Annotated in this window: 16 protein-coding genes and 1 pseudogene; 14 read left to right on the plus strand and 3 right to left on the minus strand. The window is 39.8% G+C overall.

Annotation, left to right across the window (positions count from 1 at the left end; translation table 11 throughout):
• The first annotated feature begins 64 nt into the window (after window positions 1-64).
• From EWU22_RS02190 to EWU22_RS02235, 10 genes and pseudogenes are all read left to right on the plus strand, one after another.
• Window positions 65-4,726: a hypothetical protein gene (locus EWU22_RS02190; protein ID WP_130924230.1), complete on the plus strand. Its 4,662-nt coding sequence runs from the start codon at window positions 65-67 to the stop codon at window positions 4,724-4,726.
• A gap of 1 nt (window position 4,727) precedes the next feature.
• Window positions 4,728-5,519: a lysophospholipid acyltransferase family protein gene (locus EWU22_RS02195; protein WP_130924231.1), complete on the plus strand. Its 792-nt coding sequence runs from the start codon at window positions 4,728-4,730 to the stop codon at window positions 5,517-5,519.
• A gap of 3 nt (window positions 5,520-5,522) precedes the next feature.
• Window positions 5,523-6,212, plus strand: a complete 690-nt coding sequence (gene recO, locus EWU22_RS02200) for a DNA repair protein RecO (RefSeq protein ID WP_109321714.1) — start codon at window positions 5,523-5,525, stop codon at window positions 6,210-6,212.
• On the plus strand, window positions 6,179-7,660 hold the full coding sequence (locus EWU22_RS02205; RefSeq protein ID WP_130924232.1) for a M61 family metallopeptidase: 1,482 nt from the start codon (window positions 6,179-6,181) through the stop codon (window positions 7,658-7,660). Before recO ends, EWU22_RS02205 begins: the two co-directional genes overlap by 34 nt.
• A 109-nt stretch (window positions 7,661-7,769) precedes the next feature.
• Entirely contained in the window at window positions 7,770-8,120 is a 351-nt protein-coding gene (locus tag EWU22_RS02210; protein ID WP_130924233.1) for a helix-turn-helix domain-containing protein, read from the plus strand.
• A gap of 38 nt (window positions 8,121-8,158) precedes the next feature.
• On the plus strand, window positions 8,159-9,130 hold the full coding sequence (gene hemB, locus EWU22_RS02215) for a porphobilinogen synthase (RefSeq protein ID WP_130924234.1): 972 nt from the start codon (window positions 8,159-8,161) through the stop codon (window positions 9,128-9,130).
• A 4-nt stretch (window positions 9,131-9,134) separates the two neighbouring features.
• Window positions 9,135-10,301 (plus strand): AIR synthase related protein, encoded by a 1,167-nt coding sequence (locus EWU22_RS02220; RefSeq protein ID WP_231962603.1) that lies wholly within the window; start codon window positions 9,135-9,137, stop codon window positions 10,299-10,301.
• Between the two features lie 126 nt (window positions 10,302-10,427).
• On the plus strand, window positions 10,428-10,742 hold the full coding sequence (gene rplU, locus EWU22_RS02225) for a 50S ribosomal protein L21 (RefSeq protein WP_129027216.1): 315 nt from the start codon (window positions 10,428-10,430) through the stop codon (window positions 10,740-10,742).
• Window positions 10,743-10,781: 39 nt separating this feature from the next.
• Window positions 10,782-11,039 (plus strand): annotated as a pseudogene (rpmA, locus tag EWU22_RS13440) (50S ribosomal protein L27); the annotation flags it as partial.
• Between the two features lie 260 nt (window positions 11,040-11,299).
• Window positions 11,300-11,890, plus strand: coding sequence for a NifU family protein (locus tag EWU22_RS02235; RefSeq protein ID WP_130924237.1), 591 nt, complete (start codon window positions 11,300-11,302; stop codon window positions 11,888-11,890).
• 69 nt (window positions 11,891-11,959) lie between these two features.
• Here EWU22_RS02235 and EWU22_RS02240 read toward each other — a convergent pair whose 3' ends face one another.
• Both EWU22_RS02240 and tpiA read right to left on the minus strand, forming a co-directional pair.
• A complete protein-coding gene (locus tag EWU22_RS02240) occupies window positions 11,960-12,553 on the minus strand; it encodes an HAD hydrolase-like protein (protein ID WP_231962605.1) in 594 nt (197 codons plus the stop codon).
• A 175-nt stretch (window positions 12,554-12,728) separates the two neighbouring features.
• The gene (gene tpiA / locus EWU22_RS02245) at window positions 12,729-13,490 is read right to left on the minus strand and encodes a triose-phosphate isomerase (RefSeq protein WP_130924238.1); all 762 of its coding nucleotides are present in this window, start codon (window positions 13,488-13,490) and stop codon (window positions 12,729-12,731) included.
• A 141-nt stretch (window positions 13,491-13,631) separates the two neighbouring features.
• Between tpiA and EWU22_RS02250 the strand changes: the two genes are divergently transcribed.
• From EWU22_RS02250 to EWU22_RS02265, 4 genes are read left to right on the plus strand one after another with little or no spacing between them, the layout of a single operon-like run.
• The gene (locus tag EWU22_RS02250; RefSeq protein WP_130924239.1) at window positions 13,632-16,772 is read left to right on the plus strand and encodes a glycoside hydrolase family 3 N-terminal domain-containing protein; all 3,141 of its coding nucleotides are present in this window, start codon (window positions 13,632-13,634) and stop codon (window positions 16,770-16,772) included.
• Window positions 16,773-16,776: 4 nt separating this feature from the next.
• A complete protein-coding gene (locus EWU22_RS02255; RefSeq protein WP_130924240.1) occupies window positions 16,777-17,664 on the plus strand; it encodes a TIGR01777 family oxidoreductase in 888 nt (295 codons plus the stop codon).
• Window position 17,665: 1 nt separating this feature from the next.
• Window positions 17,666-18,247: an LOG family protein gene (locus EWU22_RS02260; RefSeq protein WP_109321726.1), complete on the plus strand. Its 582-nt coding sequence runs from the start codon at window positions 17,666-17,668 to the stop codon at window positions 18,245-18,247.
• Between the two features lie 16 nt (window positions 18,248-18,263).
• Window positions 18,264-19,901 carry an OmpA family protein gene (locus tag EWU22_RS02265; RefSeq protein WP_130924241.1) on the plus strand — a complete coding sequence of 546 codons (1,638 nt, stop codon included), beginning with the start codon at window positions 18,264-18,266 and terminating at the stop codon, window positions 19,899-19,901.
• Here the strand turns inward: EWU22_RS02265 and EWU22_RS02270 are convergent, their stop codons facing one another.
• Complete coding sequence (locus EWU22_RS02270; protein ID WP_130924242.1) at window positions 19,902-20,195, minus strand: carboxypeptidase-like regulatory domain-containing protein; 294 nt, start codon at window positions 20,193-20,195, stop codon at window positions 19,902-19,904. It lies immediately after the preceding gene.
• Between the last annotated feature and the right edge of the window lie 39 nt (window positions 20,196-20,234).

Genomic DNA, 20,234 nt, shown 5'->3' on the forward strand with positions numbered 1-20,234 from the left:
ATTTACCGCAAATATCTTAAAATTTTGCTTATTTTTACTTGCTTATCCCTAGGTTTAGCTGAATATGTTTCGAACCCTAATTTTCTTTGTTTTTGTTTGGTTGGGGATGAGTTTGTCAACTCAAGCACAAAAATTTTCCAATTCGAAAGGAGACTTTTCTACAGAGGTTAAAAATTGGATGCTTCTTAGTAGGAATAAAGAGGCTCCTGCTGTGGTGGATTTATGGATGTCCAAATGGCCTTATGCTAATTTGAATGCTGCAGAACAGGATCAGTTTGAAAAACTGGTCAAGACAATGCCTTCCATGGGCTTTAAATCCCCTCAATTAGCTTATTTATTCATTCGATGTACGGTTCAATTTAGTGATGATGCGGAAGCATTAAAAAGCCTCATTCAAGTTTGGGAGAAATTAGTAGAAAAGAAGGACTTTCGGACGGCTTTAACCTTGGCAGAAACGGTGGAGAACTGGCAGTTTAATCAGCAGATTCCTGGCTTGGCATCTATGTCGATAAAAGTAAAAGGGAGATTATTGGTTACTTGGCCGAGCGACGTATTGGTCGCGGATTCTCTGGGACAGAAATCGGTTGATAATGATGGCTGGGATACGCCAGGTTCATCCGACATCATCGCTCCTAATGCTTCCGATAAAAATTGGCTTGTTGAGACAAAAACGGGAGGACCAGTGTTGCTTTGGAAATTTCCAGAACTCAGTTATAAAACGGGACGAGATAGTATCAATTTTTCACCAAAGACCTTTCAATGGTCGGTTTTAAATAAGATTGGAAAAGGATCGGATGCGGAGATTCCAGGGGAAATACTAGGGTATTTAGATGCTAAATGGAAGATAAAGTCATTTGAAATTTTGCCTAAAAAAGGACAATTAGTGGCTTTAGATGGAGACTGGGTTCAATTTGAGAAAAGCTTAGCAGGAAAAGGAAAACTGAGCCTTAAAAGGAAAACGAACGCGGCTATATTTCCTTTTGAGTTTCGCTCCATCGATGTCATGGCATCCCCTATTCAAGAGAAGTCGTGGAGAGCCAATGGGCGATTATGGATTTTGGGAGATAAGCGAGGCTTGATTTCTTCTACAAGCCAAATGGCCTACTTTCAAGTGCTTTCTGATAAACAGTTGGTTGGTCAAATAAAAACGAAATTGATGTGGTTAAGTGCCGAGGGAAATGTTACCATTCCTGAAGGGCAATTTGCAGCATATATGGGAACGAAAGATACCTTGCAACATCCTAGTATTCGAGCCAACTGGTACCCTCTCCAAGAGTTATTGCATATCCGAAAAATAGATGGAGGTCCTATGGAACGACTATTATTTGAAGATACTTATCATCAGGTTCGGATTTCAGCGGATTTAGCAATTTTAAACCCACAAGCAAAAAAAGTAGATTTTTTCCGTTTATCTGGGAAAAATCAAGTTCCTGCATGGGTTGAATCTTTTGACTATTTCGAAGAAAGTAGAGTGACCGCACTGCAGGGAATATTGAATTATAATCCCCTGCGGATTTTGTATAATCAAATTATTGAAACGAAAAGTCCGCAAGTTTATCTCAGTGAAATAGCGCTCAAATATAAACGAGATTATGCCTCATTGAAGTCAGGATTTATGATGTACCGAGATGCTGGATACATCCAGTATCGGGAGGATACGGATCAAGTTTCTTTTACCAAAATGGGTCGGCACTATGCTTTGGTACAATTTGAAAAAAAGGATTTTGATCGTTTTTATGTGGCTTCCTTTGCAGATATGATTGAAAAAGATTCTGCGAATATCAGTTTGGATCTTGGTCGTCAAAGGTTAATTGTTCGAGGGATTGACGAAATCCGAGTATCAGATTCACTGAAAGCTAATTTTGTGCCTCAGAATAGACAAGTAGTTTTCACGAAAGGTAGAGATTTTGATTTTCATGGAGAAATTAAGATTGGTAATTATCGATTTAGAGGTCCCAATTTTCAATTTAATTTTGCCGAATTTACAGTCAATTTCCCTAAAATAGATTCCATCACTTTTTTACCAAGATTGAAAGATGGATCCTTAGGAACAAGGGAGCTTGGTGGGCATTTTAAGTATGAATCAGGGATGTTGCAATTAAGTCCACCAAATAATAAATCAGGTCGATTAGGCGTGGCAGCGTATCCTAAATTAATCATTCCAAAAGGTGTAACTACCTATTTTGATGAACCCTGGCGAGCCCAAGGTTTATATGACAAAAAATACTATTTCAAGGTTCCAAGAATTGAATTGGATAGTTTATTATTGAAAGACATCACGTTTGATGGAAGTTTCTATTCCGATGGATTATTACCTGTACTAAAAACCAAATTGGAATTAATGCCAGATCAATCATTTGGATTTAAGTATATGGTCAAAAATCCAATGGATATTTATAAAAATCAAGCAAAATTCGCGTTGAATGAGGCTTTATTGATGGATCGAGAAGGTTTACATGCCTCGGGAAATTTTTCGATTTGGGGCTTAAGCTCTAATACGAAAACTACCACTTTTTATCCAGATTCATTAGTAGCGAAAGGGATAGATGGAAAGTTGATAAGCATGTATCAGGGGAAAAATACCTTTCCTTCGGCAAGCTTTGGAGTACACCATTTGCATTGGTTTCCAGCAGTGGATAGCTTGTGGATTTATCCTCAGAAAAACAGAATTAGCTTATTTAATAACCAAATTCAATTGGCGGGAAATTTAGGGTTTCATCAAAAAAAGGTTTTTGGTCAAGGTCAAGTTTTCTATGGAGATGGAGTATTCAGCTCACGAAATTTTGTGTTTAGTTCTAATGCTTGGCAAAGTGATTTAAGCGATGTGAAGATTGGTCGTCAGATGAATTTATTTAAGCCGTCTGTATATGCGCAATCCATTTCAGTAGAAGCTGTGATGGGGACTCAAAAAGTAAGCATGCGAGCTAAAAAATCGAAGGATTTATCAGATGAAAATAGTACCCTGCTATTTCCTTTCATTGGGTACCAAAGTACCATTTCTGAGGCAACTTGGGATTTGGCGACTCAGCGATTTAAGCTTTCTGGAAAGTCTGGATTTGAGTTAACTCAGTGGTCAGCCGATTCTACGATGTTTAGTCAAGATTCTACTACTTTACAAAAGAAAATAGCGCATTCCGACAAGGGTCTTATTCGAGCGAGTACCGCGGATTATGATTTAAAAGCCCAGCTATTACAATTGGGAGGAGTTAAACAGGTGGGTATTGGACCGGCTATCGTTTATCCTGCAAAAGGATTATTGGCCATTCAGAAAGACGGACAGTTTAAGCCATTTACAGGTGCTAGAGCCATATTAGATCCAGATAATAAGCGACATATATTGAGCGATTTACTGGTTAGTGAAGCGAATGCCGACGGATGGAAAGGGGAAGCTACGTATTTATTGCCTCGTGCTTCGGGAGATAGTACCAAGATAAAAATGCGGAATTTCGCTTTTATGGAGGAAGCAGCCACAGCCAAAAAAGCAGCGGAAAAATACATTCAAGCTGAGGCGGTATTAAGTGAGAAAGTTCCATTAGCATTGTCGGCACATCAACAATTTAAGGGAGAAATTTTCTTCAAGTCGAATCAGGAGTTTTTGAATTTCAAAGGGTTTATCAGACCTGTTATAGGACTTTCTAATTTTAAAGCGGCCTGGATTCCCTTTGAAAACCAAGGAGGAGAATCTCCCAATTTGAAGTTGAGTCCAAGCTTACGTGATGAAGCAGGAAGGCCAGTGACTGCTGGGATATTTATCAATGCGGATAATAAACTATATCCTACTTTTTTAGGTCCTCAGTCAGATGATTTAGATCCAGTTTTATATTCAGCGGAAGGAGAAGTTTTCGAAGAAAAAGAATATTATCAAGTGAAGGGTAAGCAAAGTGATATGAAGCTGTATGTCAAAGAAAGGCGACTGGAGGCAGAGGGGGCCGTTCAATTGTTTACGGGGAATAAGCTTCTCACTTCTTTTGGTAAAATTTCTATGTCGACGGATACATTAATTCCTCGTTTAGAAACCTGGACTAGTTTGCAATTTCCTTTTGCACCAACGATTTTAAAGATCATGGGGGATCGCATTGTGAAGTATAATTTGGAAGAAGGTTTAAGTACAGCTTCGGCAGATGAGCCAGAAATGCGGGATGATTATTTGAAAAGAGCCGAACAGGTATTAGGTAAAGCGATACCCGAATCTATTAAATCTAAGATGGATCAAAACCATTTAGCCTTGGATAAGGTTTCTTTGGAGTTCAGCAAGTCAATTAATTTCTCAGCAGTGAAATGGGCTTGGTCGCCGAATTTGAGTGCATTTTATTCATTGGGAGGAATTCCGTTGGTTAATGTTGGACCTGTGGATGTGAATAGTACGCTGAAAGGTTATATGGAAGTAATCAAGAAACCAAGCAAGGAGGAGTTTTATGGGTATTGGGAATTAACCGAAGATCTTTGGTATTATTTTGCGTATTTTAACGGAGAATTAGGGGTTTATTCTTCCGATAATCAATTTTTAGCGGCAGTGAGAGAAGCTGTTAAAAATGAAAAGAAAGATAAAAAAGAGGGAGAAGTTCGCGTGGTAGAAGCAGCTAGCGATGAAAAAGCGGCATTTGTTAAAAAGTTTTTAACCTTGTACAGGCAAGAGCCGCCAGTAAAAAAACAAGCGCCTAAAGCTAAAGCAGCGCCCAAGGCTGCACCTACAACAAAACCGAAAACAAAGTCAGGAGGATTTTAATATGGCATCAAAATTAACGCGCTTATTTCAATTTATGGATACGCTGGGTCTTGGAGAAAGAGATCCATTTGGTAATCCTATTGTGTTTAAGCGTATTATTATGGTTGTTTTAGGCTTTTTGACTTACAGTCGATTGGTGATGTATAATAAAACTAAAATCAAAGGGACGGAGCATTTAGATGAATTGCCTGAACGAGGGGTTTTGTTTTTATCGAATCACCAGACCTATTTTATGGATGTGATTTGTTTATATCATATCTTTTTCTCGGTCAAATGGGGCTTTAGAAATTCGGTTAATTATCCTATTTATTTGTTGGCACCTCGATCCAATTTGTTTTATGTTGCAGCCGCAGAAACAATGAAGGATGATGGTATTTTGCCTAAGGTTTTTGCCCAAGCAGGAGCTATTTTGGTGAACAGATCTTGGCGAGCCAAAGGAGAGAATGTCAAGCGAGAAGTGGATTTAGAGGCGGTTGAAAAAATCAAGAAAGGCTTGGGTTTTGGATGGGTGATTAGCTTCCCGCAAGGAACCACTAGAGCTTTTGCTCCTTTACGTAAGGGAACAGCCCACTTAATTAAAAGTACGAACCCTATTGTGGTTCCTGTTCGAATCAATGGATTTAGAAGAGCATTTGATAAAAAAGGATTGTTATTAAAAATGCGAAATACCCAATTGGAAGTCGAGTTTCGTCAACCGATACAATTTCAAGAACATGATTCGGTGGAGGCTATTTTAGACAAAATAGCTTTCGAAGTGGGCTTAACAGTAGAAGAAGAAAATAAGATTGATTAGTCGATGCAGCGGAAAACGAGGGGTTTGGTCATTAATAACATGCGGTATCGTGAGACTTCCCTCTTGATCACCATCTACACGGCAGAGTTCGGAATAGCTTCCTACATAGAAAATGGGGTTCGTTCAGCCAAAGCCAAACATAAAATGGCTCTTTTTCAGCCATTGACCTTGTTGGATTTGGAAGTTTATCATAAACCTGGCAAAGGCTTACATCGGATTTCTGAGGCCAAATGTTATTATCCTTATCAGCAAATACCTTTTGATATCATTAAGTCCAGTATCGCGCTTTTCTTAAGTGAGGTTTTAGGAAAAGTTTTGAAAGAAGAAGAAGAGAATAGCCCTTTATTTGATTTTTTGGAGGAATCATTCCAATTTTTGGATAAGGCGGAAGCCCATGTCGAGAATTTTCATATTCAATTTTTGTGGGAATTGAGTGCCTATTTGGGTTTTGGATCCAGTAGTTCCGCCGAGTTTTTTAGTCAAATGAGTCCGTGGATTGGAGCGGAAAAAATAGGAAGCTTATCTCCTATTTTAGGGGAATTAATTGGGGCGGGTTATGGGAAAACGGTTTCAATGACTAAATTACAGCGCAAGGAATTGGTGGCAATCATGTTGCAATATTATCAAATTCATATGGAGTCCATTGGAGAGATTCGTTCGTGGCAGGTTTTACAAGAAGTGATGGCATCATGAAGCAAGTAGCATTTTATCAATTAACTCCTTCCGAAACGGAGGAGCATTTTTTGAATATCGTTTTTCGATTTCAAGTTGCTAAGTCGGGTACTATTAGATTGCAATTACCTATTTGGAGACCGGGGAGATATCAAGCTCAGCATTTTTCTAAGAACATTCCACAAGTAAGAGCTTTTGATTCGGCTGGAGAGGTAATCAAACTTAACAAAAGGGGAACTTCTTCATGGGAATTTCAGGGAATTAAAAATCAACATGTGGAAGTGCGTTATTCCTATTTTGCCCAGCAGGCAGATGCTGGAGGAAGCGTATCGAATGAGGAGATGGTATATGTTAATTTCATTACCTGTTTGATGTTTGTGCAAGGTCAAGAAGAGATTCCTTGTGAAGTTAAGGTAGATATTCCCCAAGCGTGGAAGGTGTCTACAACGTTGAAAGAAAGTAAAAAGGGGCTGTGGCTTGCTCCTAGCTATCGAGAATTGGTGGATTCAACATTCTTATCGGGTGAGGAAATGAATCAACATCATTGGCAGCTGGAAGACGTTCATTTTTGGGCAGAGGGGATTGGCCCAGCTAGTGTTTTTCAGGTTAAGTTATTGGAAGCCTATCGGACTATTTCGGCATTTCAATTGGAATGGATGGGCCATTTTCCTGTGAAGGAATACCGTTTTCAACATTGGATTAAAGAGGAGGCTTTTTATCATGGGGTGGAACACCGAAGTTCAACGATGATGGTTTTGGGCCCTCCTGATCGGGATTTATATGACGATTTGATTGGTTTAGCCTCACATGAATTGTTTCACGTGTGGAATATTGCGACCATCCGTCCCATGGAATTATGGCCTTACAATTATGCTGAAGAAATCTATTTTCCTTCGGCCTGGTTTGTAGAGGGCGTTACGACGTATTTGGGGGATTGGTTTTTAGTGGCTTCTGGGGTATATCAAAGGGAGGAATATTTAGCTTCCCTTTTAGGCAATTTGAAATTACATTTTGAACGGGATGGAGCATCCAAGCAATCGTTGATTGAGAGTTCCATTGATTTGTGGTTGGATGGCTATGGGAAGGCTATTCCGGGCAAACGGGTTTCCATTTATTACAAAGGGGCTATTGTGGCTTTGGCATTGGATTTGATGATTCGTAAGAAATTTGCGCATCGTAAATCGATTCGTGATGTGATGATTCAAATGAATGAAAACTTTGGAAGGAAGCAGCAAGGATATGCGCTGGCCGATGTATACCAAATGGTGGAAGAGGTGTATGAAGCAAGTTTGACAGATTTTTGGCAGATTTGGGTAGAGGGGAATGATCCATTGGAAGGACCATTGAACGAGTTATTGGATTTTGTTGGTTTGAATTTAGAGCATTCCGATCGGGGATTATTATTGAATCAATTGGATGAAGATTTGAACTCGGATTGTCAGGAATGGCTTCAAGGGATTATCAAGTAATTGATAAACGATAAAATTTGTCATCAAACGATTGCAAATGTCGCATAAGTTTATTTTATGTCATTTGACGCACACAGCAATCCTCTAATTCTTTTGGAATTTTACTGCGATGAAAGACTTCGCAAAAAGCATTCGAAAAATTAGATCAGATAAAGGATATAGCCAAGATTATGTGGCCATGAAATTGAATATTTCAACCTCGTCCTATTCTAAAATTGAGCGGGGTCAAACAGATCCGAATTTATCTCGAATGAAGCAAATTGCAGAGGTCTTGGAATTTGATTTAGGAGAAATCTTGATGGATAAGCCCGCATTGACCATTGGCAATACGAATGATGTAAATCCAAGTGAGGGCTATAGTTTTGTGATGCGAAAGGAATTTGATGAATCCTTGAGGTTGATTTTGGATTTACAAAAGAAGATTGGGGAGTTAAGTGCTAAATTGGAGCAACGGGGTTAATATTTATTCTGTAACTTTGCAGCTTAATTGGATCTAATATGTTGCAAAGACCTCGTAGAAATCGTCAAAGTGCCGTAATCCGTTCCATGGTGGAAGAAAATCGATTATCTGTTAAAGATATGATGTTTCCGCTTTTCGTTATGGAAGGTCAAAATACTCAAACGGAGATTTCCTCCATGCCAGGAATTTATCGATTTACTCTAGACTTGTTGTTAGCGGAGATTGAATCCTGTGTCAAATTGGGGATTCAGTCCTTTGCGTTATTTCCACAAATTCCGGAATCTAAAAAGGATTCCATGGCAACAGAAAGCTATAAAAAGGGAAATATTTATACCGAATCTATTTATGAAATCAGTAAGCGATTCCCAGAAATCAGCTTATTGACGGATGTGGCGATGGATCCATATAGTTCAGATGGACATGATGGCATCGTTAAAGATGGTCAGATTTTAAACGACGAAACTCTACCGGTATTAGCCAAGATGGCCATTGCTCAGGCTCAGGCAGGAAGCAAGTTGATTGGTCCATCTGACATGATGGACGGTCGAGTGGGTTATTTGCGTCAAGCATTGGATGAGGCGGGCTATTCTCAGGTGGGCATCATGGCGTATACGGTTAAGTATGCTTCAGCATTTTATGGTCCATTCCGCGATGCCTTGGAATCTGCACCTAAGTTTGGTGACAAAAAAACGTATCAAATGAATCCTGCCAATCGTCGTGAAGCTTTGATTGAGGCAGAATTAGATGAGATGGAAGGCGCTGATTTTTTAATGGTGAAACCAGCCTTAGCCTATTTGGATATCATTGCTTTATTAAAAGAAAACAGTCATTTACCGATAGCCGCTTATAATGTTTCAGGGGAATATGCCATGGTAAAAGCAGCAGCCCAAAACGGCTGGATAGATGGAGAAAAGGCGATGTTGGAGAGTTTATTATCAATTAAGCGCGCAGGAGCCCAGGTTATTTTGACCTATTTTGCCAAAGAGTTTGCACAATTAAAATTAGCGTAATATTATGTCCTCAGATCGTTATTTACAAAGAGGGGTTTCTGCATCTAAAGATGATGTACACAAGGCGATATCGACCTTAGATAAAGGATTATTCCCGAGAGCATTCTGCAAAATTTCTCCCGATATGTTGGGTGGAGATGAGGCATATTGCAACATCATGCATGCGGATGGTGCAGGTACAAAATCCTCTTTGGCATACCTTTATTGGAAAGAAACAGGAGATATTTCTGTTTGGAGAGGCATTGCTCAAGATGCAGTTGTTATGAATACGGACGACTTAATATGTGTGGGGGCAACGGACCATATGTTGTTATCCAGCACGATTGGTCGAAATAAAAATTTGATCCCTGGAGAAGTTATTGCTGAGATTATTCAAGGCACCGAGGAGGTATTACAGATGCTTCGAGATAATGGGATTGGTATTTACAGTACTGGAGGAGAAACAGCAGATGTGGGGGATTTGGTACGCACTATTATTGTGGATAGTACAGTTGTTGCCCGTTTAAAACGTTCGGATGTGGTTTCTAATGAGCATATTCAAGCGGGAGACGTCATCATCGGTTTAGCATCAGATGGCCAGGCTAATTATGAGAAAACCTATAATGGCGGAATGGGAAGCAATGGCTTAACTTCGGCGCGTCATGATGTATTGGGGCACTATTTAGCGGGTCAATATCCAGAAAGTTTTGATCCTCAGGTTCCTCGTGATTTAGTTTACTCTGGGTCAAGAAGATTAGAGGAGGCTGTTGCTGGTACACCCATGAATGTGGGTCAATTGATTCTGTCTCCTACCAGAACCTACGCTCCTGTGATCAAAGCAATATTAGAGGAGTTGCGCCCACATTTACACGGCATGGTACATTGTTCGGGCGGTGCGCAAACCAAAGTGATGCATTTTGTGGATCAAGTACATATCATTAAAGATCAATTATTTCCGGTGCCGGCTTTATTTGAGATGATTCAAAAAGAAAGTGGAACGAGCTATCAGGAAATGTATCAGGTCTTCAATATGGGTCATCGGATGGAAATCTATGTTAATCCTATGTATGCAGACCAGATTATTCAGATTTCTCAAAGCTTTGGTATACCAGCTCAAGTGATTGGTCGAGTAGAACCATCCACAAGTAAGAAGTTGACGATCCGAAGTGAATTTGGGGAGTTTGTATATTAATATCAATTAAATCAAGGGCTTACTTGTAAGTTTGCCAATAACTTTTTATATTTGCACCCCCATTTAAAAGGCTTTTGAAAGGTATTCCTAGCCTCGTGGGATTGTTTCACTTAAATACATAAAAGAATGTACGCAATCGTAGAAATTGCCGGGCAGCAATTTAAAGTAGAAAAAGACCGTTCCGTTTATACCCACCGTTTGGCGGGCGAGGAAGGCGCTGCACTGGTTTTCGACAAGGTTTTACTTGTTGACAAAGACGGAGATGTGACCGTTGGAGCCCCTACTGTAGAGGGAGCTAAAATCACAGGAAAAATTGTAGCTCACGTTCGTGGCGAGAAAGTCTTGGTTTTCAAGAAGAAACGCAGAAAGAGTTATCAAAAAATGAATGGTCACCGTCAAGATTTGACGAAGGTTTTGATCGAGTCAATTTCTTTAAAATAATTGTTTAATCAACGTTTTATACGTTTAACATAATATAACATGGCACATAAAAAAGGGGCCGGATCATCCAAAAACGGTCGCGAATCGCATAGTAAACGACTTGGCGTTAAGTTATTTGGTGGCCAAGCAGTTATCGCAGGTAACATTATTGTTCGTCAAAGAGGAACAGCTCACAATCCAGGATTGAATGTAGGCGTAGGAAAAGATCATACATTATTTGCTTTATCTGATGGTGTTGTAACCTTCAAAAAAGGATTTAAAGGTCGTTCTTTCGTTCACGTTTTGCCTATTGCTGCTAGTGCAGTAGCTGCTGATAAACCAGCGGTTGCCAAAGCTCCAGCGAAGAAAGCAGCTCCAGCTCCAAAGGCTGAGGTAGCAGTGGAAGCCGCTGTAGAAGCAGCTCCAAAAGCAAAGAAAGCTCCAGCAAAGAAAGCAGCTCCAACAGCTGAGTAATTTGTCTGATTGATATCAAAAGAACCTGGTGTTTTTACATCAGGTTTTTTTTGTGTGTTTGAAACCAAAAAGCACCTACCTTTGTTGGGTTAAATAAAAATTCTATGCTGCAATCTCAGATACATATATATACCGAGTCAACGCCCAATCCACAGTCCATGAAATTTGTTTTCAATGTGGAATTATTGCCTGATGGCATGTCGTTTGATTATACTCAACCTGCTGATGGATTAACTAAGGAGAAAAACTCCCCTTTGGCCGTGGCTTTGTTTGGTTTTGATTTTGTGAAGCGTGTATTTATCACGAGTAATTTTGTCACTTTAACCAAAGCGGAACATGTGCTTTGGGAGGATGAACTTTTTGGAATCAAGCAATATTTGAAGAAATATTTCGAAGAGAAAAGACCTATTTTCAGTTTACCTGAAAGTGCGATTTCTGATTCGGATGCAGAGGAGTCGGAAGTGATTGCGAAAATCAAAGAAGTACTGGAGCAATATGTAAAGCCAGCCGTTGAATCTGACGGAGGGGCCATCTCTTTTTATTCCTTTGATGAGGAGTCGGGCCAAGTAAAAGTGTTATTACAAGGATCTTGTTCGGGTTGTCCATCATCTACCATGACCTTAAAGGCCGGTATAGAGGCCTTAATGACACGAATGGTACCTCAAGTGAAAGAAGTAGTCGCTGAAGGCGTTTAATCAGTTTATTGGACAAGAAAAAATCGAATCTTTCGTTAACCTTGACAGCGTTCCAAACGCTGTCAAGGTTTAGAGAAAATCTAAAATTTCAAGCATTTCATTCACTTCACGGAAGTTCTCATGAATGATCTGGTGCGACACTTGTTCGTGTGCCCAAGTAGTGTGAAAAGGAACATGAATGCCATGTCCACCAATAGCCAAAACAGGCAAAATATCCGATTTCAGGGAGTTTCCAATCATGAGAAATTCGTTCGTTTGAATATCTAGATGATGGATTAATTTTAAATAATCATGCTCTTTTTTGTTGGACATGATTTCAATATGATGGAAGTACTTCTCTAATCCAGATTTAGCTAACTTTCTTTCTTGATCTAGTAAATCGCCTTTGGTTGCCACAACTAAACGATATTTTTGAGATAAAGTCTCTAATACGTCTTCTACTCCGGGTAAAATTTCAATGGGTTTATGAATTAATTCCTTTCCGATAGCCAAAATACGCTCAATTCCATCTAGACCGATAGTTCCTTTAGAAATTCGAGTGGCAGTTTCAATCATGGACAACATAAATCCTTTAACTCCATACCCATAGGTATCAAGATTGTCCATTTCAGTTTTGAAAAGCTCTTGTGAAGTACTATGAATGGGAAGGAAATTTTCCATCATTTGGCAGAAGTGTTTGTTCTGCCTCACTGAAATAGGGTTCATTAACCCACAATGTATCATTCGCATCAAAGGCGATAACTTTCATATATCAGTTTGTTGGATACGATTTTGAGAGGATTATCGTTAACCTTGACAGCGTTTGGAACGCTGGCAAGGTTTAGAAAAAATCATATTTTTAGAATGACTTGGCAATGGTAATGAAATCGCCAGCTTTCAAAGAAGCGCCACCAATTAATCCACCATCTACATCAGCACATGCAAATAATTCAGCCGCATTTTGTGCATTGCAACTTCCTCCATATAAAATTGAACATGCATCTGCGACAGCTTGGCCATATTTTCCGGCAATATGCTGACGTAAATAAGCATGCATTTCTTGTGCTTGAGCTGAAGAAGCTGTTAAGCCAGTACCAATGGCCCAGATTGGCTCATAGGCAATTACCACTTGACCAAATGCCTCAGCACTTAAGTGGAACAAACTCTCCGTTAATTGTTGTGCTACAAAAGCTAAAAATTCGCCACCTTCACGCAACTCAAGGCTCTCTCCACAACAAAAAATAGGGGTTAATTTATTTTCTAAAGCAGCATCTACTTTAGCTGCCAATTGAGCATTGCTTTCTTGGAAATACTGTCTACGCTCGGAGTGTCCTAAAATAACATAGGGAACTCCAGCAGAAGCCAACATAGGAGCAGAAATTTCGCCTGTGTAAGCACCTGAAGCCTTTTCATGGCAGTTTTGGGCTGATACGGATAAATTAGCAATTCCTTCAGTCGCTTTATTTACTTCAGAAATAAATAGCGATGGAGGTGCCATAATTACCTGTACATTGGATGGGACATCCGATTTTACTAATGCTGCTACTTCAGCAGCTAATGCCACAGCTTCTGCAGCTGTTTTATTCATTTTCCAGTTTCCTGCAACAATCTTTTTTCTCATACGTTCATCTTTTTTGGTGTGCAAAATTACAATTCCTTTCTGGCTTAAGAAAAATTACTACGAAAAATCAATCCCAAAGCCCCAAAGATTCAGGCTTTTGCCGTATTTTCACAACTTGGTATTTTCAAATTCGACCATTCCATGAAACTTCAAAAAATAGTAATAAGCCATAGTCTCCTGCTTATATTTTCCTTACTCATTACTTCTTCTGCTTGGGCACAATCCAGTTTATTTCCCCATGCCAAACAGAAATGGGTGGATTCAGTATATGCAACACTTAGTTTGGATCAAAAAATTGGACAAGTACTAATGCCTCGTGGTAATACAGGCCCTATTTATGATACCGCCCGCCTAAATTCCATTGTAAGGGATTATCATGTAGGGGGATTTGTGTTTTTTGCTGGCTATCCTACTAACCAAGCTAGACTTGTAAATAAATTACAGGCCATGTCCAAAGTGCCATTATTTATAGGCATGGACTTAGAATGGGGCTTAAATATGCGTTTGGATTCAACCGTTCGCTATCCCTACCAAATGACGCTCGGAGCCATGCAAGGGAATGATGCATTGATCGAAAAGATGGGTTTTCAAATTGCGCAGCAATGTAAGCGTATGGGTGTCCATATCAATTATGCTCCTGTGGTGGATGTGAATAATAATCCCAATAACCCGGTTATTAATTTTCGTTCATTTGGCGAGGACCGTGATTTAGTGACACAGAAAGCTTTGGCTTATATGCGAGGGCTTCAAAAAGGAGGAGTTATTACTTCAGCAAAACACTTTCCTGGTCATGGAGATACAGGCACAGATTCTCACTATGACTTACCCATTCTAAGCCACAGTCGCAGTAGACTGGATAGTTTGGAATTATTCCCATATCGAGAGTTAATCCAAAAAGGTTTGCAAGGAATCATGGTGGGGCATCTCAATATTCCTTCTTTAGATACCACAGCCAGTTTGGCATCAACGCTTTCAAAACCGATAGTCAAAGGCTTATTGCGTGACGAATTGAAGTTTGAAGGGCTGGTATTTACCGATGCCATGGACATGAAGGGAGCTACCAAAATGTTTCCCGAAGGAACGGCCAATGTGAAAGCCATTTTAGCAGGGAATGATATTTTAGAAACTTTTGTGGATGTGCCTTCCGCTTTTAATGCCATAAAAAAGGCGATTACTTCTGGAGAATTGACAGAAGAGGATTTGAACTTTCGAGTTAAAAAAATATTGAATGCTAAAGCATGGGCAGGATTGGATCAGTATCAACCTATTGCCATTGAAAACCTGATTGAAGATTTAAACCCGATTCATTCAGAAGTACTGAATAAACAGTTGGCAGAAAAAACGGCTACCGTGTTGAAGAATACAGACAACTTGATTCCTCTTCGAAATGTACATCAATTAAAAGTGGCCACGCTTGCCATTGGCAAGGCTAATTATGGAAGTACTTTCCCTACGGAGTTTCAAAAAATGGCCCAAAACTATATGGAAATGGATCATTTTTATGTAGATGAAACGAGTGCAGATACTACGATAGCTAATACTCAAGCAAAATTAAATGCATACGATGTCGTGCTTTTGGGAATTCATGGAACCTCCATTCGTCCAGCCAATAATTATAGTATTAAAGCTCCCATCAAAACCTTGGTAGATCGTTTTATAAGTCCAAAGACCGTAGTGGTGCATTTAGGCAATGCCTTTACTCTCACCAAGTTCGATTCTTTGCAAAAAGCTGCGGCCTTGATTACTATGTATCAAGATGGGATAGCCCAACAAGAAGTGGCTGCTCAGTTGATTTTCGGAGGTTTGCCTGCTTCGGGAAAGTTCCCCGTGACCTTAAATGCCAAGTTTGTTCGAGGAATGGGGATTTCTACACCAACCTTAGCCCGTTTGCAGTATAATGTATTGCCTGAAGCAGTTGGAATTCAAAGTGCTTACCTAAATAAACAAGTTGATTCATTAGCTAAATTAGCCATTCAAGTTAAAGGGGCCCCAGGGGTAGTTGTTTTAATTGCGAAAGAAGGGAAAGTGATTTATCATAAAGCCTTTGGAAATCAAACCTATGAATCCAGTACGCCTTTGCGCAAAACGGATATTTTTGACCTAGCTTCTATTACTAAGATATCGACATCCATTCCTGCTTTAATGAAATGGGAAGATGAAGGAAAATTTTCCCTTCAAGAGGGGATGGGAGCCTTAATTCCGGATCTTAAGGCCTCCAATAAAGCGAATTTGAAATATATTGATGTACTGACTCATCAGGCTAGATTAAGAGCTTGGATTCCGTTTTGGCAAGAATATGTAGATAGTACTGACATGATTTTTCATAGTAAGAAATTCAATGAGCGTTTTGCCAAGAAAGATTTGAAAACCACAGTTGTGGAGAAATTTATCACCAAAACGCAAGGTGAAGACCGTGTGAAAGCATTGATTAAGCAGCAATACAAAATGCTTTGGGATAGTTGTGTCGATATAAAATCCGAAGTAACTCGCTGGAAACCTAAAACCATCTCTTATCAATATTCAGAAGAATATCCGATCAAGATTACGGATAACTTGTGGGGACATAGCAGTTTATCTAGCCAGCTGTTTGCTGCGATTAAAAACTCACCTTTGAGAGAAAAGAAAGAATATGTGTATTCTGATCTTTCTTACTATTATTTACCAAGGGTTTCTCCTCGCATGTCGGGTAAAGAATGGACGGAATTTTTATCCGATACTTTTTATAAACCATTGGGCGCTAGTACCTTGGTTTACCAAGCAGATAAGCATTTCCCAATGGATAGAATTGTGCCAACGGAATATGATTCTTTGTTCAGGAAGACCTTAATTCATGGAAAAGTGCATGATGAGGGGGCCGCACTTTTGGATGGCATAAGTGGACATGCGGGCTTATTTGGGAATGCCAATGACCTAGCTAAATTGATGCAAATGTATTTGCAAAGAGGATATTATGGAGGCCAACAGTTTATCAAGGAAGAAACGATGAGAACGTGGACATCCTATCCTTTTTCCATCGATGAAAACTCCCGGAGAGGAATTGGATTTGATAAGCCAGATCGTAAAAAGCCAGGGATTTCAGCAGCGGCATCAGCTAGTGCCGAAAGTTTTGGACACTCAGGCTTTACCGGAACTTACACATGGATTGACCCTGCCCATGATTTAGTTTATGTCTTTTTATCCAATCGTGTATATCCAACCCGAAATAATAGTAAGATTAGCGATATGAATATCCGAACAGGAATCAATGAAGTGATCTATCAAGCGATTAAGAAAGGAAACTAAATTGATGAAAATACTGATCACTGGGGGTACGGGTTTTATTGGGCAAGAATTGCAAAAGCAATTGAAAGAGAGTGGTCAAGAGGTAGTTATTTTATCCCGTCGTGGAGGTGATTTTCTTTGGAATCCTGCCAAAGGAGAAATGGATAGAAGGGCTTTGGAAGGGGTTGATGCCATCATACATTTAGCAGGTGCGGGAATTGCAGAGCAACGCTGGACAAATGCCAGAAAGGAAGAGTTAACTCAATCTCGAGTCCAAAGTTCACAAACTTTGTATCATGCCTTGAAACAATATCCACATCAAGTGCATACCTTGGTTTCTGCATCGGGTATTGGTTATTATGGGGCAGATACAGGAGAGAAATTGTGTGAAGAAAGCACAGAGCCAGGCCAGGATTTTATTGCGTCTTGTACGCAAGCTTGGGAAGGGAGCCTGAAAGGAATTGAGGACTTAGGAATACGTGTGGTTAAGTTCCGAATAGGTTTAGTTATGGGAAATGGAGGAGGTATTTTCCCCGTTTTACAAAAACCGATTCATTGGTTTGTAGGGGCCAATATTGGAACGGGGAAACAGTGGCAGTCTTGGATCCATTTGAAAGATTTGATAGCCATGTTCCAATGGGCATTACAAGAAAAATCGATGCATGGAGTTTATAATGCCGTAGCACCTGAACCGCTTCGTCAATCCGAATTGAACAAGCTGTTAGCACATGCCATGCGCAGACCTTTATTTTTACCTGCTGTTCCAGCTTTTGCTCTACGATTAGCATTAGGTGAAATGGCAGTTTTAGTGACAGGCGGAAATTTAGTTTCTTCGAATCGCATACAGAAAGAAGCCGGTTTTTCGTTTAGATTTGTACGATTTTCAGAAGCCCTCAAGGATTTAATCTCTTAATATGTCAAAAAAAATATTGATTTACTGTGGTTCATCAAAGGGGAATAACCCCGTATATGAAGAAGAAGTTAAACGATTAGCTCAAGAATTGAAGAAGCACGATTGCTCCATAATTTTTGGTGCAGGAAGTGTTGGTTTAATGGGCGTCATGGCCGATGAGTACCTGCGTTTAGGCGGGGAAGTTATTGGTGTCATTCCATCTTTTATGGAGCCATGGGAAGTGAAGCACTTGGGAATTCAGACTTGCCACGTGACAGAATCCATGCATGAGAGAAAGCAATTGATGGCCGAAATGGCCGATGGGGTTATTGCTATGCCTGGTGGTTTTGGGACTTTTGATGAATTGTTTGAAATGTTAACTTGGAAGCAGCTGGATCTGCATCAAATGCCCATCGCTATTTTTAATACCGCAGGTTATTATGATTTATTGTTGCAGCAACTACAACACATGATTCAAGAAGGCTTTTTGAAAGAACGTAATTTAACGGCACTACACGTGGAATCGGATGCGGCAAAATTGGCGGATTGGATGATGGATTATGTGCCCGAGAAGATGGAAAAGAAATGGATATACCGCGCTTAATGCCTAATTAAGGATGATGAAATATGTGATTTTTTTCTTGTTGTTCCTTGGTCTTTTGGACACTCAGGCCCAAAAATTACCTGAAAATTTGGGTTCCGCCATTAATTCTGACTATTCGGAATTAAATCCGGTGATGGCACCAGATGGAAAGACCTTGTATTTTGGAAGAAAAAATCACCCATCCAATAAATATGGAACTACAGGCTCAGAAACCGTGGCGGGTTCACAGGATATTTGGTATAGTGAACGCATTGGGGATGTTTGGAGTACTGCCAAAAGAATGCCAGATGTCTTAAATCGAGATCAATACAATACCATTTTATCTATTTCTCCTGATGGACAAACCATCTTATTGAAAGGAGCTTACGTGCAAGGTGTTTACGAAACTCGAGGTTTTTCGATGTCGAAAAAGACCATGAATTCATGGTCAATACCTGAAAAGTTGGATATTCCAGATTATGAGAAATTAAGTCGTGGGAAAAATGAATATGCCTATTTGACCATGGATGGCAAGGCGTTGTTGTTGGCCTTTTCAGAGAAAAAGAATTCGGACAGAGATGATTTGTATGTTAGCTTTTTGAATGAGGGAAAATGGACCGAACCTAAGAATTTGGGTCGAACCATCAATACAGATTTTTCGGAAACAACCCCATTTTTAGCGGCTGATGGTAAGACCTTGTATTTTTCTTCGGACAGACCTGGAGGGCAGGGAAGTCAAGATATTTACATGTCCAAGCGCTTGGATAATAGCTGGACCAATTGGCGTACTCCCATTAATTTAGGAGGACCTATCAATACCGAAGAATACGATGCCTATTATAGCTTGTCAGCGAAAGGAGATTATGCTTATTTTTTATCGTCCAAAAATTCTTTAGGCAAAAAAGATATTTTCCGGATTGCTATAGAAGCTGAACCAGAAGTACCTGTCCCAGCTAAACCTACAGCACCTCAATTGGAAGAAAAACCAGTATTGGCTCAACAAGATGTAAAAGGTAGTCCTAGATCTATTTCGAGTGAGCAGTCAGAAGCCGTTGTATTGGTCTCTGGTCGAGTTTTGGACTCTCAAACGGGTAAGGTTCCCGACGAGACAAATATCAGCTATGAGGATTTAAAAACGGGTAAAACCATTGGTATCGCTAAACCTGACCCTAAGACAGGTTTATATAAACTCGTGTTACCTTATGGCGCCAATTATGGAATTACTGCCAAGGCTAAGGGCTTTTTGCCAAGTTCTATCAATATCGATTTAAGTAAATTGAGAGGACGGTATTTGGAATTAGATGAGCGTGATTTAGTGATGGCTCCTATTGCCAAAGGGTCAAGTATGACGATTAATAATTTATTCTTTGAAACGGGTAAAGCCACTTTGACGGCTGAATCAGATCCTGAATTGAAGCGCATCGTTCAAGTGATGCAAGAGAATGCAACCCTCCAAATCGAAATATCAGGACATACCGATAATACAGGCTCGGATGAATTGAATAATAAGTTATCCCAAGATCGTGCTGACGCAGTTAAAAACTACTTGATGAACGCTGGGGTTAAGTCGGACCGAATAAGAACTAAGGGCTATGGTAAAACGAAGCCTAAGGCAGATAATTCAACGGAAGAAGGCCGACAAATGAACCGCCGAGTGGAATTTGCGATCTTGTAATTAGGGTTGTTGACGAATTTCAGGTTTTTGTTCGAGTAACAAAATGGTCAATTCTCTTTCACTAGCTTTCAAATATTGCGTTTTGCTTTTATAGCCAATAGCGGTGAAAGTAAAATTTCCCTTATTTAGTTTAGACTTTAAGGTAAAATGACCTTCAGCGTCAGAATATAATTTTTGTTGGTTTACCCGAATGGTCACTCCAACCAGTGGATTTCTATTCATGTCTAAAATTTGACCATGAATGGGGGGAGTTGTTTGAGATTGAAACAAAAACAGGAATATCAAGGCGAACATTGATTGTGGCTTTTGGCTTAAAACAGCACAAAGGACAGA

It is taken from the genome of Aquirufa nivalisilvae, assembly GCF_004307455.1.
In the GTDB taxonomy this organism is placed as follows: Bacteria; Bacteroidota; Bacteroidia; order Cytophagales; family Spirosomataceae; genus Aquirufa; species Aquirufa nivalisilvae.